Origin of the sequence: Mesorhizobium sp. M0998 (assembly GCF_040318885.1) — a bacterium.
GTDB lineage: Bacteria > Pseudomonadota > Alphaproteobacteria > Rhizobiales > Rhizobiaceae > Mesorhizobium.
Genome location: NZ_JAMYND010000003.1, coordinates 26,675 through 48,021 on the forward strand (window position 1 = coordinate 26,675; position 21,347 = coordinate 48,021).

Annotated in this window: 8 protein-coding genes; all 8 read left to right on the top strand. The window is 62.5% G+C overall.

The window, feature by feature from the left end:
* Positions 1 to 137 precede the first annotated feature (137 nt).
* The 8 genes from NKH59_RS03615 (at position 138) to NKH59_RS03650 (ending at position 21,344) form a co-directional block, all read left to right on the top strand.
* Positions 138 to 1,268: a hypothetical protein gene (locus NKH59_RS03615; RefSeq protein WP_353020957.1), complete on the top strand. Its 1,131-nt coding sequence runs from the start codon at positions 138 to 140 to the stop codon at positions 1,266 to 1,268.
* Complete coding sequence (locus NKH59_RS03620) at positions 1,265 to 2,593, top strand: hypothetical protein (protein ID WP_352816851.1); 1,329 nt, start codon at positions 1,265 to 1,267, stop codon at positions 2,591 to 2,593. Before NKH59_RS03615 ends, NKH59_RS03620 begins: the two co-directional genes overlap by 4 nt.
* Positions 2,590 to 6,438, top strand: coding sequence for a coiled-coil domain-containing protein (locus NKH59_RS03625; RefSeq protein WP_352993709.1), 3,849 nt, complete (start codon positions 2,590 to 2,592; stop codon positions 6,436 to 6,438). Before NKH59_RS03620 ends, NKH59_RS03625 begins: the two co-directional genes overlap by 4 nt.
* Positions 6,435 to 7,775 (top strand): hypothetical protein, encoded by a 1,341-nt coding sequence (locus NKH59_RS03630; RefSeq protein ID WP_353020960.1) that lies wholly within the window; start codon positions 6,435 to 6,437, stop codon positions 7,773 to 7,775. The genes NKH59_RS03625 and NKH59_RS03630 overlap by 4 nt, the downstream gene beginning before the upstream one ends.
* Positions 7,772 to 9,817: a hypothetical protein gene (locus NKH59_RS03635; RefSeq protein WP_352612577.1), complete on the top strand. Its 2,046-nt coding sequence runs from the start codon at positions 7,772 to 7,774 to the stop codon at positions 9,815 to 9,817. Before NKH59_RS03630 ends, NKH59_RS03635 begins: the two co-directional genes overlap by 4 nt.
* Positions 9,818 to 9,881: 64 nt before the next feature.
* Positions 9,882 to 11,954: an RICIN domain-containing protein gene (locus tag NKH59_RS03640; protein ID WP_353020963.1), complete on the top strand. Its 2,073-nt coding sequence runs from the start codon at positions 9,882 to 9,884 to the stop codon at positions 11,952 to 11,954.
* 65 nt (positions 11,955 to 12,019) lie between these two features.
* Positions 12,020 to 14,857 carry a leucine-rich repeat domain-containing protein gene (locus NKH59_RS03645; protein ID WP_353020966.1) on the top strand — a complete coding sequence of 946 codons (2,838 nt, stop codon included), beginning with the start codon at positions 12,020 to 12,022 and terminating at the stop codon, positions 14,855 to 14,857.
* 25 nt (positions 14,858 to 14,882) lie between these two features.
* A complete protein-coding gene (locus NKH59_RS03650) occupies positions 14,883 to 21,344 on the top strand; it encodes an RHS repeat-associated core domain-containing protein (RefSeq protein WP_353020969.1) in 6,462 nt (2,153 codons plus the stop codon).
* The last annotated feature ends 3 nt before the right edge of the window (positions 21,345 to 21,347 follow it).

Here is a 21,347-nt window from a genome sequence, read left to right on the forward strand (position 1 = left end):
AAGCGAAGCTGAATTTGAATTGGCCACGCCTTCGGCGGCCAATTTCCGCTGTAGCGAACAAATACCAGAAGTAGCCTGCTAGCATATTGCCAGTAAAGAGCAATGAGGCCGCCGTTTCGACGGTGAGGGAGGCTTTTGTGCATTTTCCTTTGGTCGTTGCGTTGAAGAGGTACATCTTCAATCGAGCGATCATCGTTGCGGCGTTTCTTGTGCACGGCGAAGGAATTGACCCCGCTGCAGCCCAGCAAATCTGCGGCCCCGCGCTATCGCAGTGCGACCTGCAGACCGACCCCGCATGCCTTGAACGCACCTATGCGTGCGGTGAATACGATACCGTTATCCAGTCGCTCTTCGTCGAGCGGTTCGAACCGACGCCCGACCAGAAATACTTCGTCGGCGCCTCATTCTACGGCCGCCACATTCGCGAACGTGCCGCCGGCGTGCAGTGCGAGATGGTGAAGTTCGCGCGCGAATACCTGACCGACTATCTGTCCGGCGTCGAGACCGAGTTCACCACCAGCGGCTCCTTCGGCACGGTGCGACAAATGGATCAAATCTATCATGCCGCGCAGATGCTGACCGACCTCGGCAGCGTAACCGGTTGCCCGGAATCGGCACTCACACGCGCCGCCGTCGAGGACATCGCCCGCAGTGAGGCCGTACGCTATGCGCGCTCGGTGTTCCTGCAGCCGCCGCCGGAAGCCCGTTCCTCGTTCGAAACGCTGCAAGGCGCGCTGAGTGGCTTCGTCAGTCGGGCGTCAGACCTCGAAACGGGCATCGCGCTGCGCCGCGTCGAGATTAAGTCGGCCGACACGCACTTGAAGGCGATCCGCGCCATTTTCGCGGAGATCTTCGGACCGGTGAGCGGTGCGGGCGCGATGCTGGTCGCCAACACCTCAATCCTCGACGGGTTGGCAGCGAAGACGACGCAGATGCTGCGCTCCGTCGAAGTTTCGGAGGAAGAGTTCAAGCGGGCGCTCGGCAACGTAACGCCTGAGCAATACGCCAATCTTAATCGCAAGAACGTCGCTAGCGCTGAGGACTTTCTCAAAGTCTCCGCCTTCCACATCAATATGATCGGGGTGCTGCTGCCGACCGATCCGGCAAAGCCCTTCTGGCGACTGGATGCCGAGGTTCATGCCGATAACGTGGCACAGGGCGCATTCAATGATCTCACCAAGATTAAGGCGGACTGGAAGGCGCACGGCGCTGCGACCGGCATCTGCGCCCAGGCAGGCGCAGCCGACAGGGTGTGGTACTGCCGATGACAAGCTTCCGAGACATCGCGTTATTCGTCATCGTCAGTTGCGTGTTGGCCAGCGAAGCCGGCGGCGCATCGATTCTGGAGCGCGCTTACACATCGGAAAAACTTGACGGCTTCTGGAACGCCACGCTCTCGAACGCGACGCCCGAAACGACCCGGTTCAGCTTGCTCGCCCCCGGCCCCGTCGCCGTCGAACCGAGTCACGAGGCGACGCAGCCCGATTTCGGCCTGCCCTTCGCCGGCGAGGTGATCGGCGAGGCATCTGCCCCCTCGGGCGGCAGCCGCAGCGTCGGCTTTCCGGTCATCCCGCTTTCGGCCGACGACGCCTCGGTGCTGATGCGCCGCCTCGCCTGGGCGGAGATCTATCTCAGCCGCTACCGCTTCTTCGCCCCGGTCTCGACCGATAACGCTGAAGAACTCGCCGCCCTCGTCGGGCGACAATACGCAGCCGCGATCGAGGCTTACCTGATCACCGGGCGGCTTTACTTTTCCGGGGCCGACTTGCAGGAGAAATGCCGGCATCTGACGCGTATGAACGAGATCGATGCTGGACCTTTGTCGGGCGCAAGCGCGGATGCGCTGCCTGCTGCCTGGCGCCCGCTATTCCCGATCGTTGGGGCGGTGCGTGCACGGCTCGGCTCGGACGCGCTGGCAAAGCTGGTCTGTTCGGCCAAGCCAGTGCGTGGGCGGGCCGAGACGACCGGCCTCATCGAGACGCGGGTGCGCGAACAGATCGTCAAGGCGGTCAGGACGAAGGTCGACGACACGCTCAACCTGATGAACGCCGCTTCGACCCAATATCAGTCGCTGGTCAACGAGATGGACGTGACGATCAAGTCGGCCGAGGTGATGGAGTTGGAGCGAGTACTCGGCAACGCTCAGGCCAACATGGTGCTTGTCAAGGAGGACCAGCTGAAAGCAGCCGAGACGATCGCCACGCTGCAGGCCGTCGATCTCTCCAGCCTCAACCAGCCGGATTCGCTGAAGGAGTTCGAGGACGGTAAGGCAAGGATGGCACAGATCGTCGGACAAATCGAAGGGGTGATGACGGCTCTGTCCGGCCTCGCGCATGTCGTCGACGATCCGACGATCACGTCAGAGCTTTCTTCCTGCGCAGGACTGGCCGGCGCGTATTCGACGCTCGACCTCACGCTGGACACCGGCGCGCTGACTGCGAAGATCAATGGGCCCTACGAAGACTGCATCAATCATGCCCGGGCGGTGGTCGGGCGGTTCCAGAATCCTTCGCTTTCCAAGGCGCAGATGGCCGAACTTGCCCGGCACGTGCGCCAGATTTCCGAGGTTCTTCTGACGACGGGGCAGCCATGAGACGGTTTTTCCTGCTTTGCGGACTGGTTGCCGGCGTCGTCTTCGGCGCTGCGGGAATGGCGCGCGCGCAGGACTGCATGGCGCTCGACGTCGACGCGGCGGCCGGCCATGCCGGCGAGCTGACGACCCTGCTGAAGATCGCTAATTTCCGCGCCGACGTGAAATATATGGGTGAAGTCGCCACCGAACTCGAACAGTTCCTGACGACCTGCGGCGACGAGGCGACCGGACGGCTGGCGATCGTGTGCGATTTCGACTGCCATCTGCAACTCGGGCGCTACCGCCTGTTCCTCGCGGCCGACATGCCCTTCCTGTCGTCGGCGAGCGGTGTCAGCCGAAACGATACGCCGGTTTCGCCGCAGGCGGCGCAGGAATTCGGCCGGCAAGGCATCGAGATCGTCGACAGGGGTCTTCGCATTCTCGCGCGGCAACAAGGCAACGACCAGGGAGCCGCGGCGGGAGCGGATGCGAGTTACCGCAGCTTCGTGCGGCAGTTGACGGCGCTGTCCTCGCTGAAGATCCAGTTGCTTATGAACACCGGCGACGTCTGGTACCAGACCCTCTCGGAGGCGCGCGTCAAGGCGCTCGACTTCCTGGTCTACGATACGTTGGGCGCTGTCGGAGGCGCCGGCCTCGACAGCCAACCCAACCTCTCCAAGGCCTACACCAATTACGAGGCCGCAATGTGGGTGCTGGTCGAGACGCAGATGGATATTCCGGGCGAGTCCACCTACGACGACTTGCGCGCCGACCTGCTGCTGCAGCACAGCGACCTCGATGCCCGCATGGACAGCGTGCACAAGGGTTTCCTGTTCCTCAACATCGACCCCATGCAGTTCACCACGATCCCGTTCGAAGAACTGCAGCAGGCCCTGGCCGAAAGCGAACAGCGACTGACCGAGGTCGAGCGCAATGTCGAGGCGCTGGTTGAGCGGTGGTACGCGAACAAGGAAGGCCAAGCGACCCGCGCGATCGATGAGGAGCGGACGATCCGCAGCCAGGAAGTCAACCTGATCGCCCACAAAATCGGCAAGCTGGAGCACGAGGCGCAGACCTTCGCCACCACCGTCCAGCAAGAGATCAACGCGGTCGACGCCGAGAAGGACACGTTCGGCTATCGCCAGCAGATCAGGTCGCTGGAGATCGAGCTCGGCACCAAGATCGCCGAGTTCGAGAACCAGCGCCGTCAGATCAGTGACAGGCAGGAACTCGATCTCATCGTCCTCTCCAAGGAGGCCGAAGTCGAGCGGCGCAACGAACTGCGCTGGCTGCTGAATTGGGAAATGACTCAGATGAACCTCGATCTGCAGATTTCCTCGCTCGAGAGCCAGATCACCGAATATGCCCGCCAGACCGAGCGCAACGCCAACCAGCTCGAACAGGCGGTTCGCCAGCGGCAGATCCTCCAAACCCAGATCACCAACAACCAGGGTGCGATCGCCCGCGCCAACGACGCAATCACCGAACTGCAACTGCGCCAGACCGATCTCTATCAGCGCCGCCGGGCCGTCGACCGCGAACAGCTTTGCGGTATCGAGAACCAGCTCGCCCTGATCGGAGAGGCGCCGGCCCATCCATTCACCCCGCTGCTTGCGGGCGAACAGCCGTGCCAGACAGTGACGCCGGCCTTCACGCGCAACCAGTATGTCGCCCAGATGTGCGGCCCTGATGGACAGTCGGGCCTCAGGGCTCAGCTCTTGGCCACACAGACCCAGGCCAGGGCTTTCCTGATGAAGTGCGTCATCGGTGACGCCGATTTCGCCGACGTCGAGCCGCTGATGTCCGACCAGCAGATGATCACGTCGAACGTCTCGCTGCCGCAGGAACTGGCGAACGTCAGTTGCGGCTCGTTCACACAGACGGAAACCGACTTCGCCAAGAAGCTCTATGAAGCCGAGCGTGACGCCTATGCCAAGAAAAAGGCGGACCTTGAGGAAGCCCGCGACCAGGTCGACGGCCAGTTGACCGAAGTGATCGCCTGGTTCGCTGCGTTCAACGGCACGACGCAGGCCGCGCAGATCACGCTCACCGCCATCCAGGCCGCCTACGCGATCTCCGCGGCGATACCCGAGGTCAACGTCTGCGCCTGCGGGCTCGCCAGCGGCGCGGCGACCAAGATCGACACCTCCAAGGTCGTCAAGGCGTCGCTCGAAGCGGCACAGTCGATCTTGTCGACGATCATCGCGACCGGGCGGGTGACGCAGGAGAACATCAACCAGATCAACGGCCTGCAGCAGAGGATCACGCAGCTGCGCCAAGCGAATGAGGAACTCGACCTCGACAAGGCGCTCAAGGCCCGGGCGCTGATCGACACGCATTTCCAACTCGCCGGCCGGCTGGCGCAAGGGGCCGAAGAGATCAAGGAGCTGACACTGCAGGGCTCGATGGCGGCGGTCGACTGCCAGAGCCAGGATCTCGGCATCGACGAACAGGTGGCGCGGCTCACGTCCGACCATGAACGAATACTTGCCGGACTCGATCTTCAGGCGCGCGAAAACGACATGCTCAGTTTCCAGATCACCGACCAGCAGCGCACGATCGACCGGCTGACCAATGAGATCGCGATCCTCAATCTCGAACTCGACAAGCTGTCCTTGTCGGAAGCTCAGCTCAACGAGGACAATGCACGTGTTGCCGAACTGGTCGCGGCAACCAACGGCCGCATCGAGCGCGTTCGCGCTGCGCAGACGACCGTTACCGGCCTCGCCGAGAAATCAAATGCCTCGACCAACCTGATCAACGAACTACGCGACAGGCAGAGGGACAAGATGCTGGCACTGAACGATGCCGAACTCGCCTTCGTCGAGCAGCGCATCACGCAGTCGCGCGGCAACACCGAGGAACTCGTCGCGGGCCTGAACCAGGCCAAGGATCTCGGTCTCAAGAGCCGCGCGCTCCAGGACAGCATCCTGAAGTTCCAGGGCAATATTCAGGCGGAGGTGACAAAGCAGCAAGAAGACATGACCAAGCTCGTTACCCAAATCGACGATCCGGCGACGGGCAAGAATCTGTTCATCGCGACCCAGGACACCGTAGCCGACCTGATGAAGGGCATTCCCGAATATCTGGTGACCAAGCGGCGCGTGCTTGAGACCGCCAACCGACTGATGCACCTGATGCGCCGCCGCTTTGAAGTGGTGCAGGCCTTCACCGGCGAGGCCGCGACTGTGCCCGAGGTCTATGTGCGCAACGCAACCCAGCTGCAGGCAATGATCGACGACATTGTCGCCAAGCGCTTTTTCGACGAGCGGCAGATCAATATCGATGTCGCCCAGATCGTAGTGCCCGCCAATTCCGGTTTCGCCCGCAAGCTGGCGCTCGACGAGAATGTCGAGTTCGAGGTTTCGCCCTTCGCATCGACCGACGGGCTGATGAAAGCGAACGGCTATTTCGCGCTATGGGCGCCCAACAAATTCCGCGACCGCAAGAATCTGACACTGATCGATGTCTTCGTCGGCACCGACTACCAGTGCACTGGCGCGCAGTGGAACCGCTTCGCCTTGCAACACCGCGGCAGCGGCTTCGTGTTCAAGCCGCTGACCAAGGGGTCGAACGAGGTCCGCGCCGACATTTCGGTCGGGCCGGAGCGGGTCGCCTTGCAGACCTTTTTCAACCAAGCCGACAGCGGCGACGAGATCAGCCGGATCATCCGCTATTGGGTTCAGGATCGCTACCAGGCGCGCAAGTTCCCCCGCGCACCCGGACCGTCGAACGACACCAGCCTGATCCTGCCCTATCTCGGCGCGCCGCTGATCGGCTCATACCGGCTGTCGCTGCAGCCGAGCGACTGCCCCTTCGACGGCGCTGTGTTCACCCTCTATTTCATCTTCGCGAGCGCGCCATGAGAGCGATCATCGCCACAGCGGCGCTCGGCATGGCGCTTGGCGCGACGGGAGCGGCCGCGCGCGACCTCTTCGTCGACAATCTTGCCGGCTATAGCATCGAATCGCGTGTTCTCGACGCTCCAAACTGCGAGGGGCCGGCCATTCCGGACGGCACGCTGAAAACCTTCGAGCAAGGCCTCTGCGTCTTCCACCGCCCGGCCCGCAGTCCCGAAGACAGCCAACGCGCCGCCAATCTAATGCGGGAGGCGCAGACACGCGGACTGCCGCCCGTCCACCAGCAGCTTGCCGGGCTGATTTCAGGTCTGGCGACCTGCGCCGAGGCGACGCGTCACCTCGACGCCTACCGCGCTTCGGGGAACCAGAGCCGGATGGAGCAGACGCTGTTCTGCCGCGACCGGCGGCACAGCCAGGCTGACTTGAATGCAATCGAATGGAACCATGCGCTGTTCGAGTATGCCGACGGGCTCGCTTCGAACCGGACGCTCGATCAGAGACTGGCGGAGATGAGCGCCTGCCAGGCCGGGCCATTGAGCGCCGATTTCGACGCCCAGTGCGGCCTGATCTCCAATCTGTCTGACACCGAGATCAATGCCTTCGCCGACGGAGCGGCCGGCAAGGTGATCGAAAACTACTTCGCCAGCGTCGAGAGCCCGATTACGGCGATGTTTTCCCGCAAGCTGAAGCGTGCCGAGGGTCTGGTGCAGAGTTCGCGCGCCGGCATCGACGGTATCAAGGCGGGCGCCGACGCGGTGAACAAGGAATACGCTGCGCTAAACCAGGTTTACGAGGCGGCGCGCGACACCAAGATGGGGCCGATCTACAACGCCTACCGCCAAGCGATCCTGAGGGCGACCTCGATCCTCGACGAGTTCGACCGCTGGAAAGGCGGCCTGTTCATAACCTCGGAAAACATCAACCTGATGCCGAAGATCACCGAACGGTCGGGCGAGATCGCGGGCGAGAAAACTCGCGTCGAAGGCCTAGCATTCGCAGCCAATGCGAGCGGCCTGATCACCGACATCAAGCGAATCATCAATGCCGACGCCGAGAACCGCGCCGCAGTCGCCGCGCTTTGCCGCATCTACTTCTGCGAACTGACCAACCGCCGGGCAATGGCCGACGTCATCCGCACCTGCCGTCGGCCGGCGCTCGCCAACAATCCGCTGTGCATCGGCCAGAACGGGCAGATGAGCAATGGAACTCTCAAGGTCGATTTCCAGGGGCCGCACTCGATCTCGGTCAAGGAGCTGTGCCAGTCGGCCGGCCTCGATCCGTTGATGACCGAAGTCAATATGGAGCCCACCCGTGCGGCAAGCTGCCTGAGCGAACTGAGATGAGACAGGCGGCCGCATTGCTCACCCTGTTTCTCGCCAGCACTTCGGTGGCCCCCGCCGAGCCGCAGCTTGACGCTTTCGTCACCGATCAGAACAAGGACGTCTATGTCGCGCTTTTCGACGGCAAGGCGGTGGAGCTTGCCGGCTGCGCCAGCGCCGGCCAGGCGAAGCGGCTGCTGCACCTGCCTGACACCGCTATCGTCTCGGAGGCAACGTTCGCCAAGCTTCAGACCGAAAACGGCTTCGGCGCGCAGCCGCGCTTGCCATGCCCCGGCACGGCCTTCGATATCGACTGGCCGGCGACGACCGCCATCTGGGCCGATGTCGAGGCATCGGGCAACTACTATCTCCCCGCCGTCTCGGGCAGCGGTTATTTCGCCGTCCCCGCCGCCTGCGCGGAGATCAAGGCAGCGCTCGCCATCCGCGAGCGGTTGCAACTCCCTGGCGTACTGCAGGGCTTCGTCGCGCCGCCCGATGTCGGGACACCCTTCGTGTTCGATTGCGGGCGCGCCGATCTTGGCGGCACATCGAATGTAGCGGTGGCGAGTGCGGCGCGCTGGAGTCTGCACCGGTTTGAAACCTTCCTCAGCGCCGAAAGCATTGGCGACACGATCTATGTCGTGCGCTACGCGCCGCCGGGCGAAGGTGCGCAGCCCTCCTACCTGCCGATTGTGCGCCTTGACGGCAAGGCGACGCGCGACATCATTGCCGATGCAGCCGGAGCGGAAGCGGCGGAGAAGAAGCTGCGATCATTCTTCGGCATCGCTGAGGCCGAGGCCGTAACCCTGCTCGGCGCCGACGCGGTGGCGGCGCTTCGTTCGGCGCCCTTCGTCGACCTGTGTCTGTCGAATTGCGATGGCTATCAGCGCGAGCACTCGACCTTCGCGCAGCCGGGTATCGACCTCGGCCTGACGCCGCTGTCAGCCGGCCTGTCCATCACCTCGCTTGACTCCCTCGGCAATGCGCGGCTGGATTGGATCTTCGCGGAGGGGCGAAGCCTGTCATTTACGGGTTGCCCGCGTCTGACGTTGGCGCTCGGCCTCTCCGCCCCCGGCATTGGCGACTGGATGGGCGAGACGGATCGCGCGCTGACAGCCGCTCCGGCGCCGGGTACCGGGTTCGACTGTCGGGGTTCGGCCGGCGATACGTGCCTTCGCCGCATCAATGATGGCGGCACGCTGACGCTGGCGCAATTCTCTGCCGAGGGCGATTGCGCCGGGCGGGCGAATCTCAGGCTCGAACTGCCCGCATCGGTCCAGATGCCGCAGACGCTAATCCTGAAGGGATTGCCGTTCAAGACCGTGCACATGGCGCCGGCCCCCGGCGTTGCCCGCACGCGGCTCGTCGGCACCGCCAACCGAGTGCCTGCCGGCACGTCGTCATGCATCCTGTCAGCCACAGGCGTGATCATCGTCGCCGATGGATTGCCGCGGCTCGAACTCGAGCGGATCGATCTGGCGCGGGCAGCCGCTCAAACGACCGACGAGGTCGTCGCCGTGATCGCGCAGAATGGCGCGGTCGCGCTCGACGATGTGACTATCGGCACCGTGGCGGACGGACTGTCGCCGATCGCGCGGGGCGCGTCGCTGTGCCTGGCGGACCTTTATGCGCGCGGGCTCAGGGTCGAAGCAGACATGCTGGCGATCCAAGGCGTTCGGGCACGGCTGCTGATCTCGGCCCAAGCGCCTGCCCGCTCCAGCATTGTGCGCGCACGCTTCGGCGCGGTGCTCACCTCCGACAGCCTGATGCGGATGGCCTTCACCGACATCGCCGCCGCCAATCCGCTAGTTCTGCGCGGCGCGGTCGTGGCGGGTCGCTCGGACGGGCTCGCGCCCATGGCCGCTGGCCTTACGGTCGGCTCCGCCATCCAGCTCGAGCGCGGTTCGTCGGCGAATTTCACCACCTCGACGGTGTCCGGCTTCCGCTGCGCGGTCAGTTTCGCCGACAGCGCCTCCAGCGCCAGTTTCCTGCTGCCGGGCAACGACATTGCACACGACAATACCAGCCGGGCCTGCGGGCCAGGCCGCTTCAGCCTGGTCGAATAGAGCGGAAAGGAGAAACCAGATGACCCGCATAGCCCGATCGCTGCTCCTGCTGGCGCTGCTTGCGGTGATCGGCGCCGGTCGGGCCCGAGCCGAGGAACCGAAGCTCGTTCTGTTGGAGGACCCGACGCTGAACGCCACTCGCTTGCACTATCCCCTGCTCATCTCCGAAGGACGCGGCTACCGCATTCGCTGCAGTGTTCAGGCGGACGAGGAAGCAGTGATCCGCGGACTGGGCTTAGTAACCGTCCCGTCGCAAATGCTGAGCGCCGTCGACAATGCGGTCATCGCGGCCGACCCAGCCGCCAATCCGCTGTTGTGCCCATCCGACGAGCACTACCCGATCAAGGTCTTTGCGCATGATAGCGGCAGCGGGCTCGTCTACTACCTGCAGTTCCCGACCGATTTCGGGTCAACATCCTTTTCCGACCAACTCTACATTCCCGGCTGCGCGCCGTTGGTCGAAGGGTTAAAGCTCAAGCTCAATCAGGCGATCGAGGCCGACCCTACCCCTTTCTTTGCCGGAAAGGTCCATACCATCGCATGCCTGGCGGGCCCGCCGCTTGTCGGACGGCCGACGACCTTTGCCAGTTGGTGCATCAAGAACGACCTTGATCCTGCCCAGCAGACGACGGTCGAGGAGCTGCTCGAGCTGACACCCGGCGGTGCCTCCGCGTTGGGCAATCCGGCGGCGTGCGCAAGCGCGCAGGACTTTCTCGCGTCGAGCACGACGCTCGACCTTGCCGGGCGACGGCTGACAAATCTCGAGCCGCTGGCGACACTTACCCATCTGACGCGCCTGACCTTGTCCGGCAATGAAATAGCCGACACGCGCGATCTGGAAAAGCTGACCAAGCTTACCTTTCTCGATCTGTCGCGAAACAGGATCAGCAACATCAACGTGACTGGCGTGATGAAGGATTTGGCCGACGCCGACCTCAGTTTCAACCAGATCGCCGACCTGCGGCCGCTCGCCTCGGCGCGGGCGCTGACGCGACTGGTTCTGGCCAGCAACAAGATCGCCGACGTGTCGCCGTTGCGGTTTCTGCAAGAGCTCACGGCGCTCGACCTGTCGAAAAACCGCGTCACGGATGCGCGCGCCTTGATTGGCCTTACCGAACTCACCTCTCTTAACCTGCGCGCGAACCGTCTGGCCACGGTGCAGTCCGTCAGCGCCATCCTGCCATTCAAGCCTTCGCTGGACGGCAATCCGGTCTGCATCAGTCGACCGGAGCAATCGACCGCGGCCACCGGGAAAATTTTCGAAGCCTGCATCACGGCGATCAAGGAGGGAGACGTGGTGCTGGCAAACATGCAGACCGGCAAATGCCTGGCAGTTTCCGAGGGGCGCCTCGACAACAACGCGCCGGCCGTACAGTTCAACTGCGACGGCGACCAGTGGCGCCGCTGGAAGCTGGTCGAGACGAATGACGGTTTTCAGTTACAGAACGTGCGGACCGGAAAATGCCTGACGATTGCCGGCGGTGTCAGCACCGACAACAACATCCCGGCCCTTCAATTCGACTGCGACCGAGATCCGTCGCGGCGCTGGAAGCTGACCGCAACCGGCGACGGCTTCCAGGCTGAAAACATGCAGACGAGCAAATGCCTGACTATTGCCGGCGGGGTGAGCACCGATGACAACGTCCCTGCCCTCCAATTCAACTGCGACCGCGATCCGTCGCGGTTCTGGAGCATCCGGGCGGCCGACCCGGAAGTGTTGCTGGTGAACCGGCAAACCGAAAGGTGCCTTTCGGTCGCGGAAGGACGAACCGACAACAATGCACCGACGGTGCAATTCGACTGCGACGGCAGTCAATGGCAGCGCTGGAGGCTGGTCGAGACGGGCGATGGCTTCCAGGTGGCCAACGTCCGGACAAGCAAGTGCCTGACGATTGCCGGCGGAGTCAGTACCGAAGACAACATCCCGGCCTTGCAGTTCAACTGTGACAGCGATCCTTCGCGTCGTTGGAACCTTGTCGAGACGCGCGACGGAGTTCAGGCGGAAAACGTCCAGACAGGCAAGTGCCTGATCATTGCCGGCGGGGTTAGCAACTTGAACAACATCCCGGCCCTTCAGTTCACTTGCGATCGCGAGCCGTCGAGCTTTTGGACCATCAAGACCGCGGACGAGATGTAGCGCTGCCATTGGTTCGGGCTGATTGAGCCGCATCGATCAGCCTGAGCCTCGAAAGGAGAAACCAGATGAACCGCATCGGCCAATCGCTGCTCCTTGTTCTGGTCATGCTCGTGGCCGCCGCCGCCGGCCCGGCCCGCGCGGACGAGCCGAAGGTTGTGCTGTTCGAGGATCCGGCGCTGGAGGCGAACCGGCTGCATTATCCGTTGCTTATCTCCGACGGGCGCGGCTACCGCATCCGCTGCAAGGACCAGGCGGACGAGGAAGCAGTGATCCGCGGACTTGGCTTCGCGACGGTTCCCTCGGAGGTGTTGACCGCCGTCGACAGCGCGATCGCCGCCGCGGATCCGGCCGCCAATCCGCTGCTGTGCCCCTCGGGCGAGACATACCCAATAAAGGTGTTCGCGTACGATAATGGCAGCGGCCTCATCTACTACTTGCAATTTCCCTCAGACTTCGGCGCGACGACATTTTCCGACCGGCTCTACATTCCATCCTGCGCACCGCTGGTCACCGAGTTGAAGCTCAATCTCGACCAGGCGCTGAACGCCGACCCCACGCCGTTCTTCGCCGGCAAGATCCACACCATCACGTGCCTCTCGGGCGCGCCGCTGGTCAACAAGCCGACCACCTTCGCGAAATGGTGCATCAAGGGCGACCGCACGCCGGCTGAAACGGCGACCGTGATGGCGGTGCTCGATTCAACGCCCGGCGGAGTCTCCGCGCTCGGCAACCCGGCCGCCTGCGCCACCGCACAGACCTTCCTGGAATCGATCACGACGCTGAACCTGAGCGGCAAGGGCGTGCAATCACTCGAGCCGATTGCGGTGCTGACGAACCTCACCAGCCTGTCGATCGCCGGCAACAACTCGATCGCCGAACTCGGGCCGCTGGCCAAGCTCAAGACACTGACCTTTCTTGATATTTCCGGCAATCACGTCAGCAACATCAACGCCCTGGCGCCACTGATCGCGCTGACGCGGGCCGACGTCTCCGACAACGACATCACCGACATCCGCGCGCTGTCGGCGCTCGCGTTGCTGACGAACCTCACACTCGACGACAACAAGATCGCCAGCCTTGAGCCGCTGCAATTCCTGCAGGCGCTCTCGATCCTGTCCATCGCCAACAATGGCCTCACGGGCGACATGCTCGATCCGCTCAGCGCGCTCGGCGGCCTGACCAGTCTGAACCTCGCCAACAACAAGATCGAGACCTTCGCCAATCTCGGCAGCTTCCCCTCGACGCTGGCCATCAATCTCAGCGGCAATCCAATCGTGGCGAATGGCGGGCAGAGCTTCGTTGACCTGTGCGTGCTGCACCGCGACGCGGCGACCCCGCTTGGGCAAACCATACGAGCCATGGTCGAACTGGAGGGTGGCGGGACGTGCTTGGTGGTCGGCAACAAGCTGCTGGCGACCACCGCACTCGATCTGTCGTCGAAGATCGTCAGCGACCTGCGTCCGCTCGCCACCTTACCGCAACTCACCTCGCTCAACCTGTCCAACAATGCCATCACGGACGTCTCGCCGCTTGCCGGCCTGACCAATCTCGGCACACTCAACCTGTCGAAGAATTCGATCGCCAATGTCAGACCGCTGGCAGCGCTGTCGGGCCTGATCAGTCTCGATCTTTCCGACAATCCCGTGCAGGCGAGCGACTTCCTGTCGGCATGTATGATGCGGAACCAGACCGACTTTCTAACGCCCGCGCAAACCGCGGAAGTGAACGCGCTGCTATCGATCTCGGGCAAGACTGTTTGCGGCAGAGCCTATGACGATCTCAGTTCGCGCCAGTTCGCCGATGCGAAGAACCGCGGGTTGACCAGCGTCTCGCTCTTCCCAGTGATGGGAAATCTGACCTCCATCGACCTGTCCGACAACCAATTGTCCGACGTCTCGGCGCTGTCGGCGGTACCGGGGCTGACGAAGCTTTGGATCCGCAACAACCAGATCCCCTCGATCCAGGGCATCCTCCAGCTGCGCCGCCTCGAACAACTGAACATCGACGGCAATCCCCTGTCGAACCTGATCGGCATCGGGATGCTCAACAAGCTGACAAAGCTCTATTTCTCGAACACACACGTACAATCCGTGACGCCGTTGGCGGACCTGCCGCTGCTCGAGGATGCCGGCATGCGCAATCTGCCGCTGCAATACGCCAGCTTCGCTGAATACTGCATCGTCTACCGGTTCGATTCTATTGCGCTCGGCGACGCCCGCGGCTTCATGGCGGCGCTCGACAGCCGCATGCAGGCCGACCACGTCGACAGCGCAGATTGCAGTGCAGCGCAGAACTGGGCGCAGTCACTGACCAGCCTGACTCTGAACAAGAAATCGATCATCGCCGTCAACCCCGTGGTCCATTTCCGGGCGCTGGGCGAACTTAACCTCTTCGACAATGTGATCACCGACGCGTCGCCGATCGCTTCGCTGACAGGACTTCAGAAACTGAACCTCGCCACCAACCGGCTATCCGCGATCCCGCGCTTCGGATCGAGCGGGCTCAAATACATCTACCTGAACGACAACCAGATCACCAATGTCGGCAATCTATCGAACATGCCGGCGTTGTCGGATATCGATCTGCGCAACAACCGGGTCTTCGATGCGCTGCCGCTCGGCTCGCTTCCGGCGCTGTCAGTCGTCGATCTGAGAGGCAATCGGATCGAGAACTTCGCTAGCGTCCATCCGGTGATCGGAAAGACCTATCTGGGCAACAATCCGATCTGCTCCTTCCCGCAGCCGCTCCTTCCTCAAGTCGCCGAAGCCTGCAACCGTGAGCCGTGGCGCATCTTCGATGGAAACATTCACTTGCACGACGCGATCGCCGTCCAGCCCTCGGTCATCTGTCCGCGCCCGAACTGCTTACAGCTCATCATCGTGGGTCCGCAAATTCATCAGTAGTGCCTGCATCCGGAGAGGTAGTCCCATGTTCACAAAGACCCTTACCGCCCTCGCAGCCCTGGCCGCTGGCGCCGCAGTACTCGGCTCACCGGCCGGCGCCGAAGACAAATCTGCGACGTCGATCGTGCAGTTGCCCGCTGCGGGCGGCACTGTCACGCAGGAGGAAGGCAGCTTCACGCTGAACAACAATACGGGATCGGCGAACTTCACCGTGCCGCTACCCACCCTGCCGACGCGCGGCCAGTTCGGGCCGCAACTGAGCCTCACCTACAGCCAGTTCGCGGGCGATACCGGCAACGGGCTCGGTATCGGCTGGCAGTTCAATACCCAGGCGATCGCCGTCAATGACGATCTCGGCACGGCCGTGCCCGGCACCAAGCCAGGCGGCGATTTCTTCTCCCGCCTGTCGTATATGGGCGCGCGACTCATCTTCCTCGGCAACCAGAACGGCGTCTGGGAGTACAAGCCCGAATATGCCGAGGATTTCGTCAAGATCCTCTACCACACTGGCGCGTTCGACGTCCTTTCGCTCGACCTGACGGGCGGCCTACACACCGACACCATCTCCTCCGGTTTCGAGGTGATCAACGCCAACGGAACACGGCTGATCTTCAGCGGCGATTCCTCCGTGGCGGAGGGCAATTTCGATGTAGCCGCGCCCTACGTCACGAAATGGCCGCTGGTGCTGCAGCTCAATGCCAACCGCGAAGCCATCCGCTACGAGTACCAGCGTTTCGGTGGACGCAGCTACCTGACAAAGGCCAGCTTCGCCGGCGGTCAGAGCAGCTATCAGTTCGAGCTGATCGAGACGCAATCGACGCTCGTAAGCCACACCAATGGCAGCAAACAGGAGAACGCCCGGCTCTACGGCAAGGTGACGGCCAAGTTCAAAGACACCGTCTACGCCCAATGGTGCATGGGATATGTCGGCCGTGATACCAGTGACACGTCGAAGTTCGTCGTCCGGGCGCATCCGGACTGCCTGGCGAAGGCTCAGGCCGACCTCACGCCGCTCATCGACGCGCAGTCGGTCAATGTGCTCGACCAGCTTCGCGTGCTCTACCGGTATGGTGACACCGGCGGCGAGGCGCTGGCGCAATCGACGCTGAAGTTCCCGGACATCCATTTCGGCTATTCATCGTGGACAAGCGCCGAACTGGCGTCGCGCCCCGTGGTGTTCGAAGCGCCGAAAATGGCGTTCGCCGGCGACATCCCGCCGCAGAATTTCGAATTGGCCGACCTCAACATGGATGCACTGGTCGACATCGTGCAGACCAAGGATGACGGCGCGACAGTGCATCTCGGAAGCGGCGACCTGAACAGCGCCTTTGGCGACACCAGCCAACTCGTGCTGTCGCGTCCGACCGAGGCTGGACTAATGCGCCAGATCGCCCCCCGGCTCACCGACAATCGCTTCGCTTTTGCCGATATCCTTGGCGACAGCTTCGTCGATATCGTCGAAATCGAAGACGGGCTGATGCACGTCTATGATGGCAAGGCCGACGGGACCTTCTCTTATCTCGGCCGCTCGATCCCGCTGCCCGGCGTCTCGCCGACGACATTCGCGGGCGGCAACGGCCGCTTCGCCGACGTTAATATGGACAGCCTGTCCGACATCGTCACGACGCGCCTCAATGCTGATGGCCGCACGGAATGGCGGATATTTCTCAATCTCACCCGGCGCCAGGCCGACGGGGGTTACAGCGTCAATTTCGGAGCGCTTACCAAAGCGTTCCCATTCAACAGTCAGGACGGCCAGATACTCGGCCGCAACAATGTGCGGATGGTTGACATCAATGGCGACCGGCTGCCCGATCTCGTCGTCATCCGTCCGGCTGATCAGGGCTTCTGCCTCTATGAGAACCAGGGCAACATGTTCTCGAAGGACCCGAATGCGCTGCTGTTTGGCGACGTCGCGATCAACGATCCGGTCTGCGGTCACGGCAGCTTCTCGAAGATTGGCGGCATGCAGCCCGGCGATAATCTCGCCACAATGTGGTACATCGACGCCAACGGCGACGGCATCATCGATTTCGCGTCGATGGGCGAGCGCACCGACCAGATGCGCGTCTGGCTCGGCTTCGGCGACGGGACCTACCTGAAGGATCCGCTCAGCATCGCGCTCAATCTGCGGGTTCAACTTGGCGCGTCGACGCAGACCTTCGCTTCGCGCGTCGCAGACATCGACGGCGACGGCCAGAGCGAAATCATCGTGTTCCAGAAGCCGTCCGGCGACGAGGTGAAGCCCGTCGTCGTGATTGACTTCAATCGCACCGACACGGTGCAGTTGGTCAAGGCCAACCTGCTCACGGTCGTCGACTTCGATTCCGGCCGCCGGCACGACATTCGCTATGCGACTTCGATCGACGAGATGCTGCGCGACCGCGCCAACGGCCAGCCGACGCGCAACCTGCATTTTCCCGTTGTCGTTGCCAAGCAACTCGTCACGTCGCAGGGCATACCCGGCCAGGTTCGCGCCCAAGTGCAGACGGACGAATATTTCTACCACAATCCATTTTACGATGTGATCAATCGCCGTTTTATCGGCTTCTCGGACGTCGAGAGGATCGCGTACGGCGACGAGAACGCGGCCGGCCAGCGGGTCACGCAGCGCTCAAGCCTCGATCGCGAACAGTATTACACCTTCGCGGAAACGGCGGCTGACCTGAACCTCGCCGGCAAACTGAAGATCCGCAAGACCTATGAAGTGAAGCCCGAGGCGACGCTCGTCGCGAGCGCGGAGACGACCGAGACGCTCGATCCGTCGGCGGCGGCGCTGCACTCGCTGTCGACCGCCACGCGCACCCAGAAGCTGCCGACGACCGGGATGATGTTGAAGTGCGAGTCGTCGGTGTGGGAGACGTTTTCGCGTGGCGACGGCTCGTCCTATCTCAGAAAGGTCAAGGAGACGCTGACCGGTTCCGCCGGCGACGCCGAACAGCAGGACCCGGCCGATCCCGAATGTAAGGACCCGGTGAAGGTCCAGACGTATGCCGATTTCGACGAATTCAATATGCCCGCCTCGGAAACTGTGCAGGTTCGCGATATCCCGGGACCCGCGGATTTGACCGTTCAGGGCTTTAGCCGCACCACCCAGACCGGGTATGGGCAGTCGCGTGCCGATCTCGCCGCGCTCGGCATTGTCAACGCCGCATCCGAGCGCCGTATCCTAACCGGAACGCGACTGCTCAGCCGTGAAAGCTTCACCTATCTAGCCGACGCGGGCGGTCGCATGGGCACCCGGACACTCGAAGTCTTTTCCGGCCTCAGCAACTTGCCGGCGTCGCTCGAGCAGTTCCGCAACGCCACCCGCACCCTCACCAAGAGAATGGGCTATGACGTCTTCGGCAACACCACCGCGCTGTCGGACGACCTTGGGCAGACAGAGGCCGTTCTCTACGAAGAGACCGGCACCTTGCCGATGAGCCACACCAAGATGGCGGGTGGTGCGCCTGAGCTCAACCAGATCACGTCAATGACCTACGACGGGCCACGGGCCGGAGCTGTGCGAACGATGATGACTCCCCTCGGCATGGTCGTCACCAACGACTATGACGCGCTCGGCCGTAGGATCCATGAGGTGGCAGCCGACGGTGCGGAGAAATTCTACAGCTACAAGATCGGCGAGAGCGGCCTGCCCTCACTGATCTTGACATCGAAGCGCCGTTACGCAAGCGCTGCCCAAACTCCGGAAAGCGAGAGCGAATTCATTGCCGAGCTCGCCGCCTACAACGCCCGCGGCAACCAGATCGCCGACCTGGAAAGCGTTGCCGAGGGGGGCGTGCGGGTCCGCAACTTCGCGCTCTACAATCGCAACGAGAAACTGGTCTTCCGCTGGACCCCATTCGTCGTCAGGAGCTTCGGCGGTATCGACGATCTGAACCTGCAGAAGGTCTTCGAGCTGGGCGACGTTCCGCGTCCGGATCACGAAATCGGCAACACATATACCTACGACGCAACGGGCCGCATGGTGCGTGAGTCTTACCCGTCGGGCAAGGTTTCCGAGATGACCTTCGGGCCTTGGGGCACGCACACAATAACGACCTATGCCGATCAGTTCGACGGTACGGTGCGGAGCGAGGAATATTCGCTCAGCAACGAGAACGGGGTGACCGGCTTCATCGCCGCCAATGGCGACGGCGTGATGCAAATTTCCCGCTTCGTGCGCGATTCCTTCGGCTATTTGAGCGAGATTTGGCTGCCGGGCGAAACTGCGCCTCGACGGTTGATCTACAATTCGGTCGGCGACATCGAATTCCAGTCGATCCCCGGAATGGGCGACCGGTACGCCTTCTACGACGCGCGCGGGCGGCAATCAGCGATCGCGCGCGTCGGCGTGAACGGCGAAGCTTCCGTGCAGACGTCCACCTACGACTTCCTTAACCGCAAGCTCACAGAGGTTGACGACGGTGTCCTCCATCTCGAATACCGCTACGACCGGGGCGTCGAGATAGCCTCTGCGGCCGGGTTCGAAGTGCCGATCGCGTTGCCGCTCGATAAAATAACCGAGGTCATCATCCACGATCCCAACGGCCTGTTCGATGCGGCCGAACGCTACGCCTACAACGCGAACGGCCGCATGACCGCCAACGAGGTGGAGATCAACCACGCAAAGTATGCCGATCGCTTCCATCACACGCTTGATGGCCGGATCGATTCATCGATCGGCCCACGCGGCCTGACGTCGAAATTCGCGCTCGGACCGGACAAGAATCTCCGCTCCGTGACGGTATCCCATCCGGACTTCGCCGGCCCGCAGAAAGTGATCGAGAACATCACGTACAATCCGGAAGGACGGGTCGAGCGCGTCAACTACCGGCTCGGCGCCTTCACGCAGATGACCTACGATCCGACGACGCTGTTCCTGACGCATATCGTCTCGCAAGCGGGAGGCGTTCCGCTGCAGGACTTGACCATGGCTTTCAACTCGAACGGCTCCATCACACAGATCGTCGATGCGCTGGGCAGTGGCGCCGGCGACGCGACCCATGTCGACCGTTCCGGCACCTTTCACTATGACTTCAAGAACGAGCTCGTGAGTATCGATCGCTATGGCAAGCATGCCGAATTCGGCTATTCGCCTGCCGGCACCTTCGCCCGCAATGACGAGCTCGATCCCGGAGCACGGATTGTCCCGGCGGCAGCCAGCGCGACCGGCCTCATTCCGACCGGCAGCGCGTCCAAGCCATATGGTTTCGATGGCTTCGGCCAGCTGGCGACGTCGCCGAACCTTACCGGCACTGTCTTTGACATCAACGGCCGGCTCATCCGAGCGCAAACCGCGACCAACGACGTCTTCTACGGCTACGACCAGACCGGTCGACGCCTATACAAGAAGGTCGTTACTCCGGACGGATCGAAGCCAGACCAGCTTTATCTCTATCCAGTGGAGACATTCGAGGTCGGCCCAAAGGGCGAAGAGAGCTATGTCAACATTGCCTCGACCAAGTTGGTGCGGCTCGAGCACGGCACCGGTAAATGGTTCTATTACCTCAAGGATCATATCGAGAGCAGCGACTATGTGATCGCCTCGGGCGGCGCCCCGGTCGAGCAAATGCTCTATCGCGCATACGGAACCGAGCACAAGCCGGAAGTACTGGCTCCTGCCTGGGCCGATCACTTGACGGATATTTCGGGCGAGTTGCCGCGCGAAAAAACCCACCATCGGTTCACCGGCAAATATCTCGACGACGATACCGGGCTCTACTACTTCGGTGCCCGCTACTACGATCCGGCCCTTGGCCGCTTCGTCTCACCCGACCCGCTGTATGTCGGCGATCCTGAGCGCTGCACCGGCAACCCCACATCATGCAATCTCTTCGCATATGCCAACAATAATCCGATGGCCTATATCGACCCGACAGGTCTCAAGGAGATCGTGGCCGGCGATGCCGCCTATCGGCGGCAAGTTGAGGAGGATATCCAACGCACAGACCCGACTGCCCGAGTCGACAGCAAGACCGGCGAGGTTTCGCAAAGCTGGCTCCACGGCGCCTGGCTCGACGTCAAGGACTTCTTCGTACCCGGTACCGGGATGGATACAGGGCGCGAACTCACCAAGAGGATTGTCGACAGCCCAGAAACGGTGACGATCCAGAACGTGGCCGGCCGCACCGGAACCGACCTCGCCGATCACACGAAGGATCCGACGACGACACCGGGAGGAGCGGTCATCTCTTACGATCCGGCGGCAGCTCGTATCCGCACGTCGAGCGAGTTCGACAAATCGACCGGCACGGTCGCGACAAACCCGGCCGATCCCGGCATCGTGCTCGCCCATGAGCAGATCCACGCCTCCCACATCCAGGCGGGACAGATTTCCGGCATGGGTCCAGCCACCTACAACGGGCTTGATGGAAAGCCACATACCTCCATGGACGAGGAAGCGCGGACCGTCGGTGTCGGCGGAACGCCGCGGCCTGACGACATAACGGAGAACCAATTGCGCGACATGCTCGGTATCAAGCCGCGCAACCACTACAACTGATTC

Bases quoted from the DNA above. Each gene is read 5' to 3' on its own strand.
- NKH59_RS03635 (WP_352612577.1), top strand. From the start codon at position 7,772: ATGAGACAGGCGGCCGCATTGCTCACCCTGTTTCTCGCCAGCACTTCG.
- NKH59_RS03650 (WP_353020969.1), top strand. From the start codon at position 14,883: ATGTTCACAAAGACCCTTACCGCCCTCGCAGCCCTGGCCGCTGGCGCC.
- NKH59_RS03630 (WP_353020960.1), top strand. From the start codon at position 6,435: ATGAGAGCGATCATCGCCACAGCGGCGCTCGGCATGGCGCTTGGCGCG.
- NKH59_RS03620 (WP_352816851.1), top strand. From the start codon at position 1,265: ATGACAAGCTTCCGAGACATCGCGTTATTCGTCATCGTCAGTTGCGTG.
- NKH59_RS03645 (WP_353020966.1), top strand. From the start codon at position 12,020: ATGAACCGCATCGGCCAATCGCTGCTCCTTGTTCTGGTCATGCTCGTG.
- NKH59_RS03625 (WP_352993709.1), top strand. From the start codon at position 2,590: ATGAGACGGTTTTTCCTGCTTTGCGGACTGGTTGCCGGCGTCGTCTTC.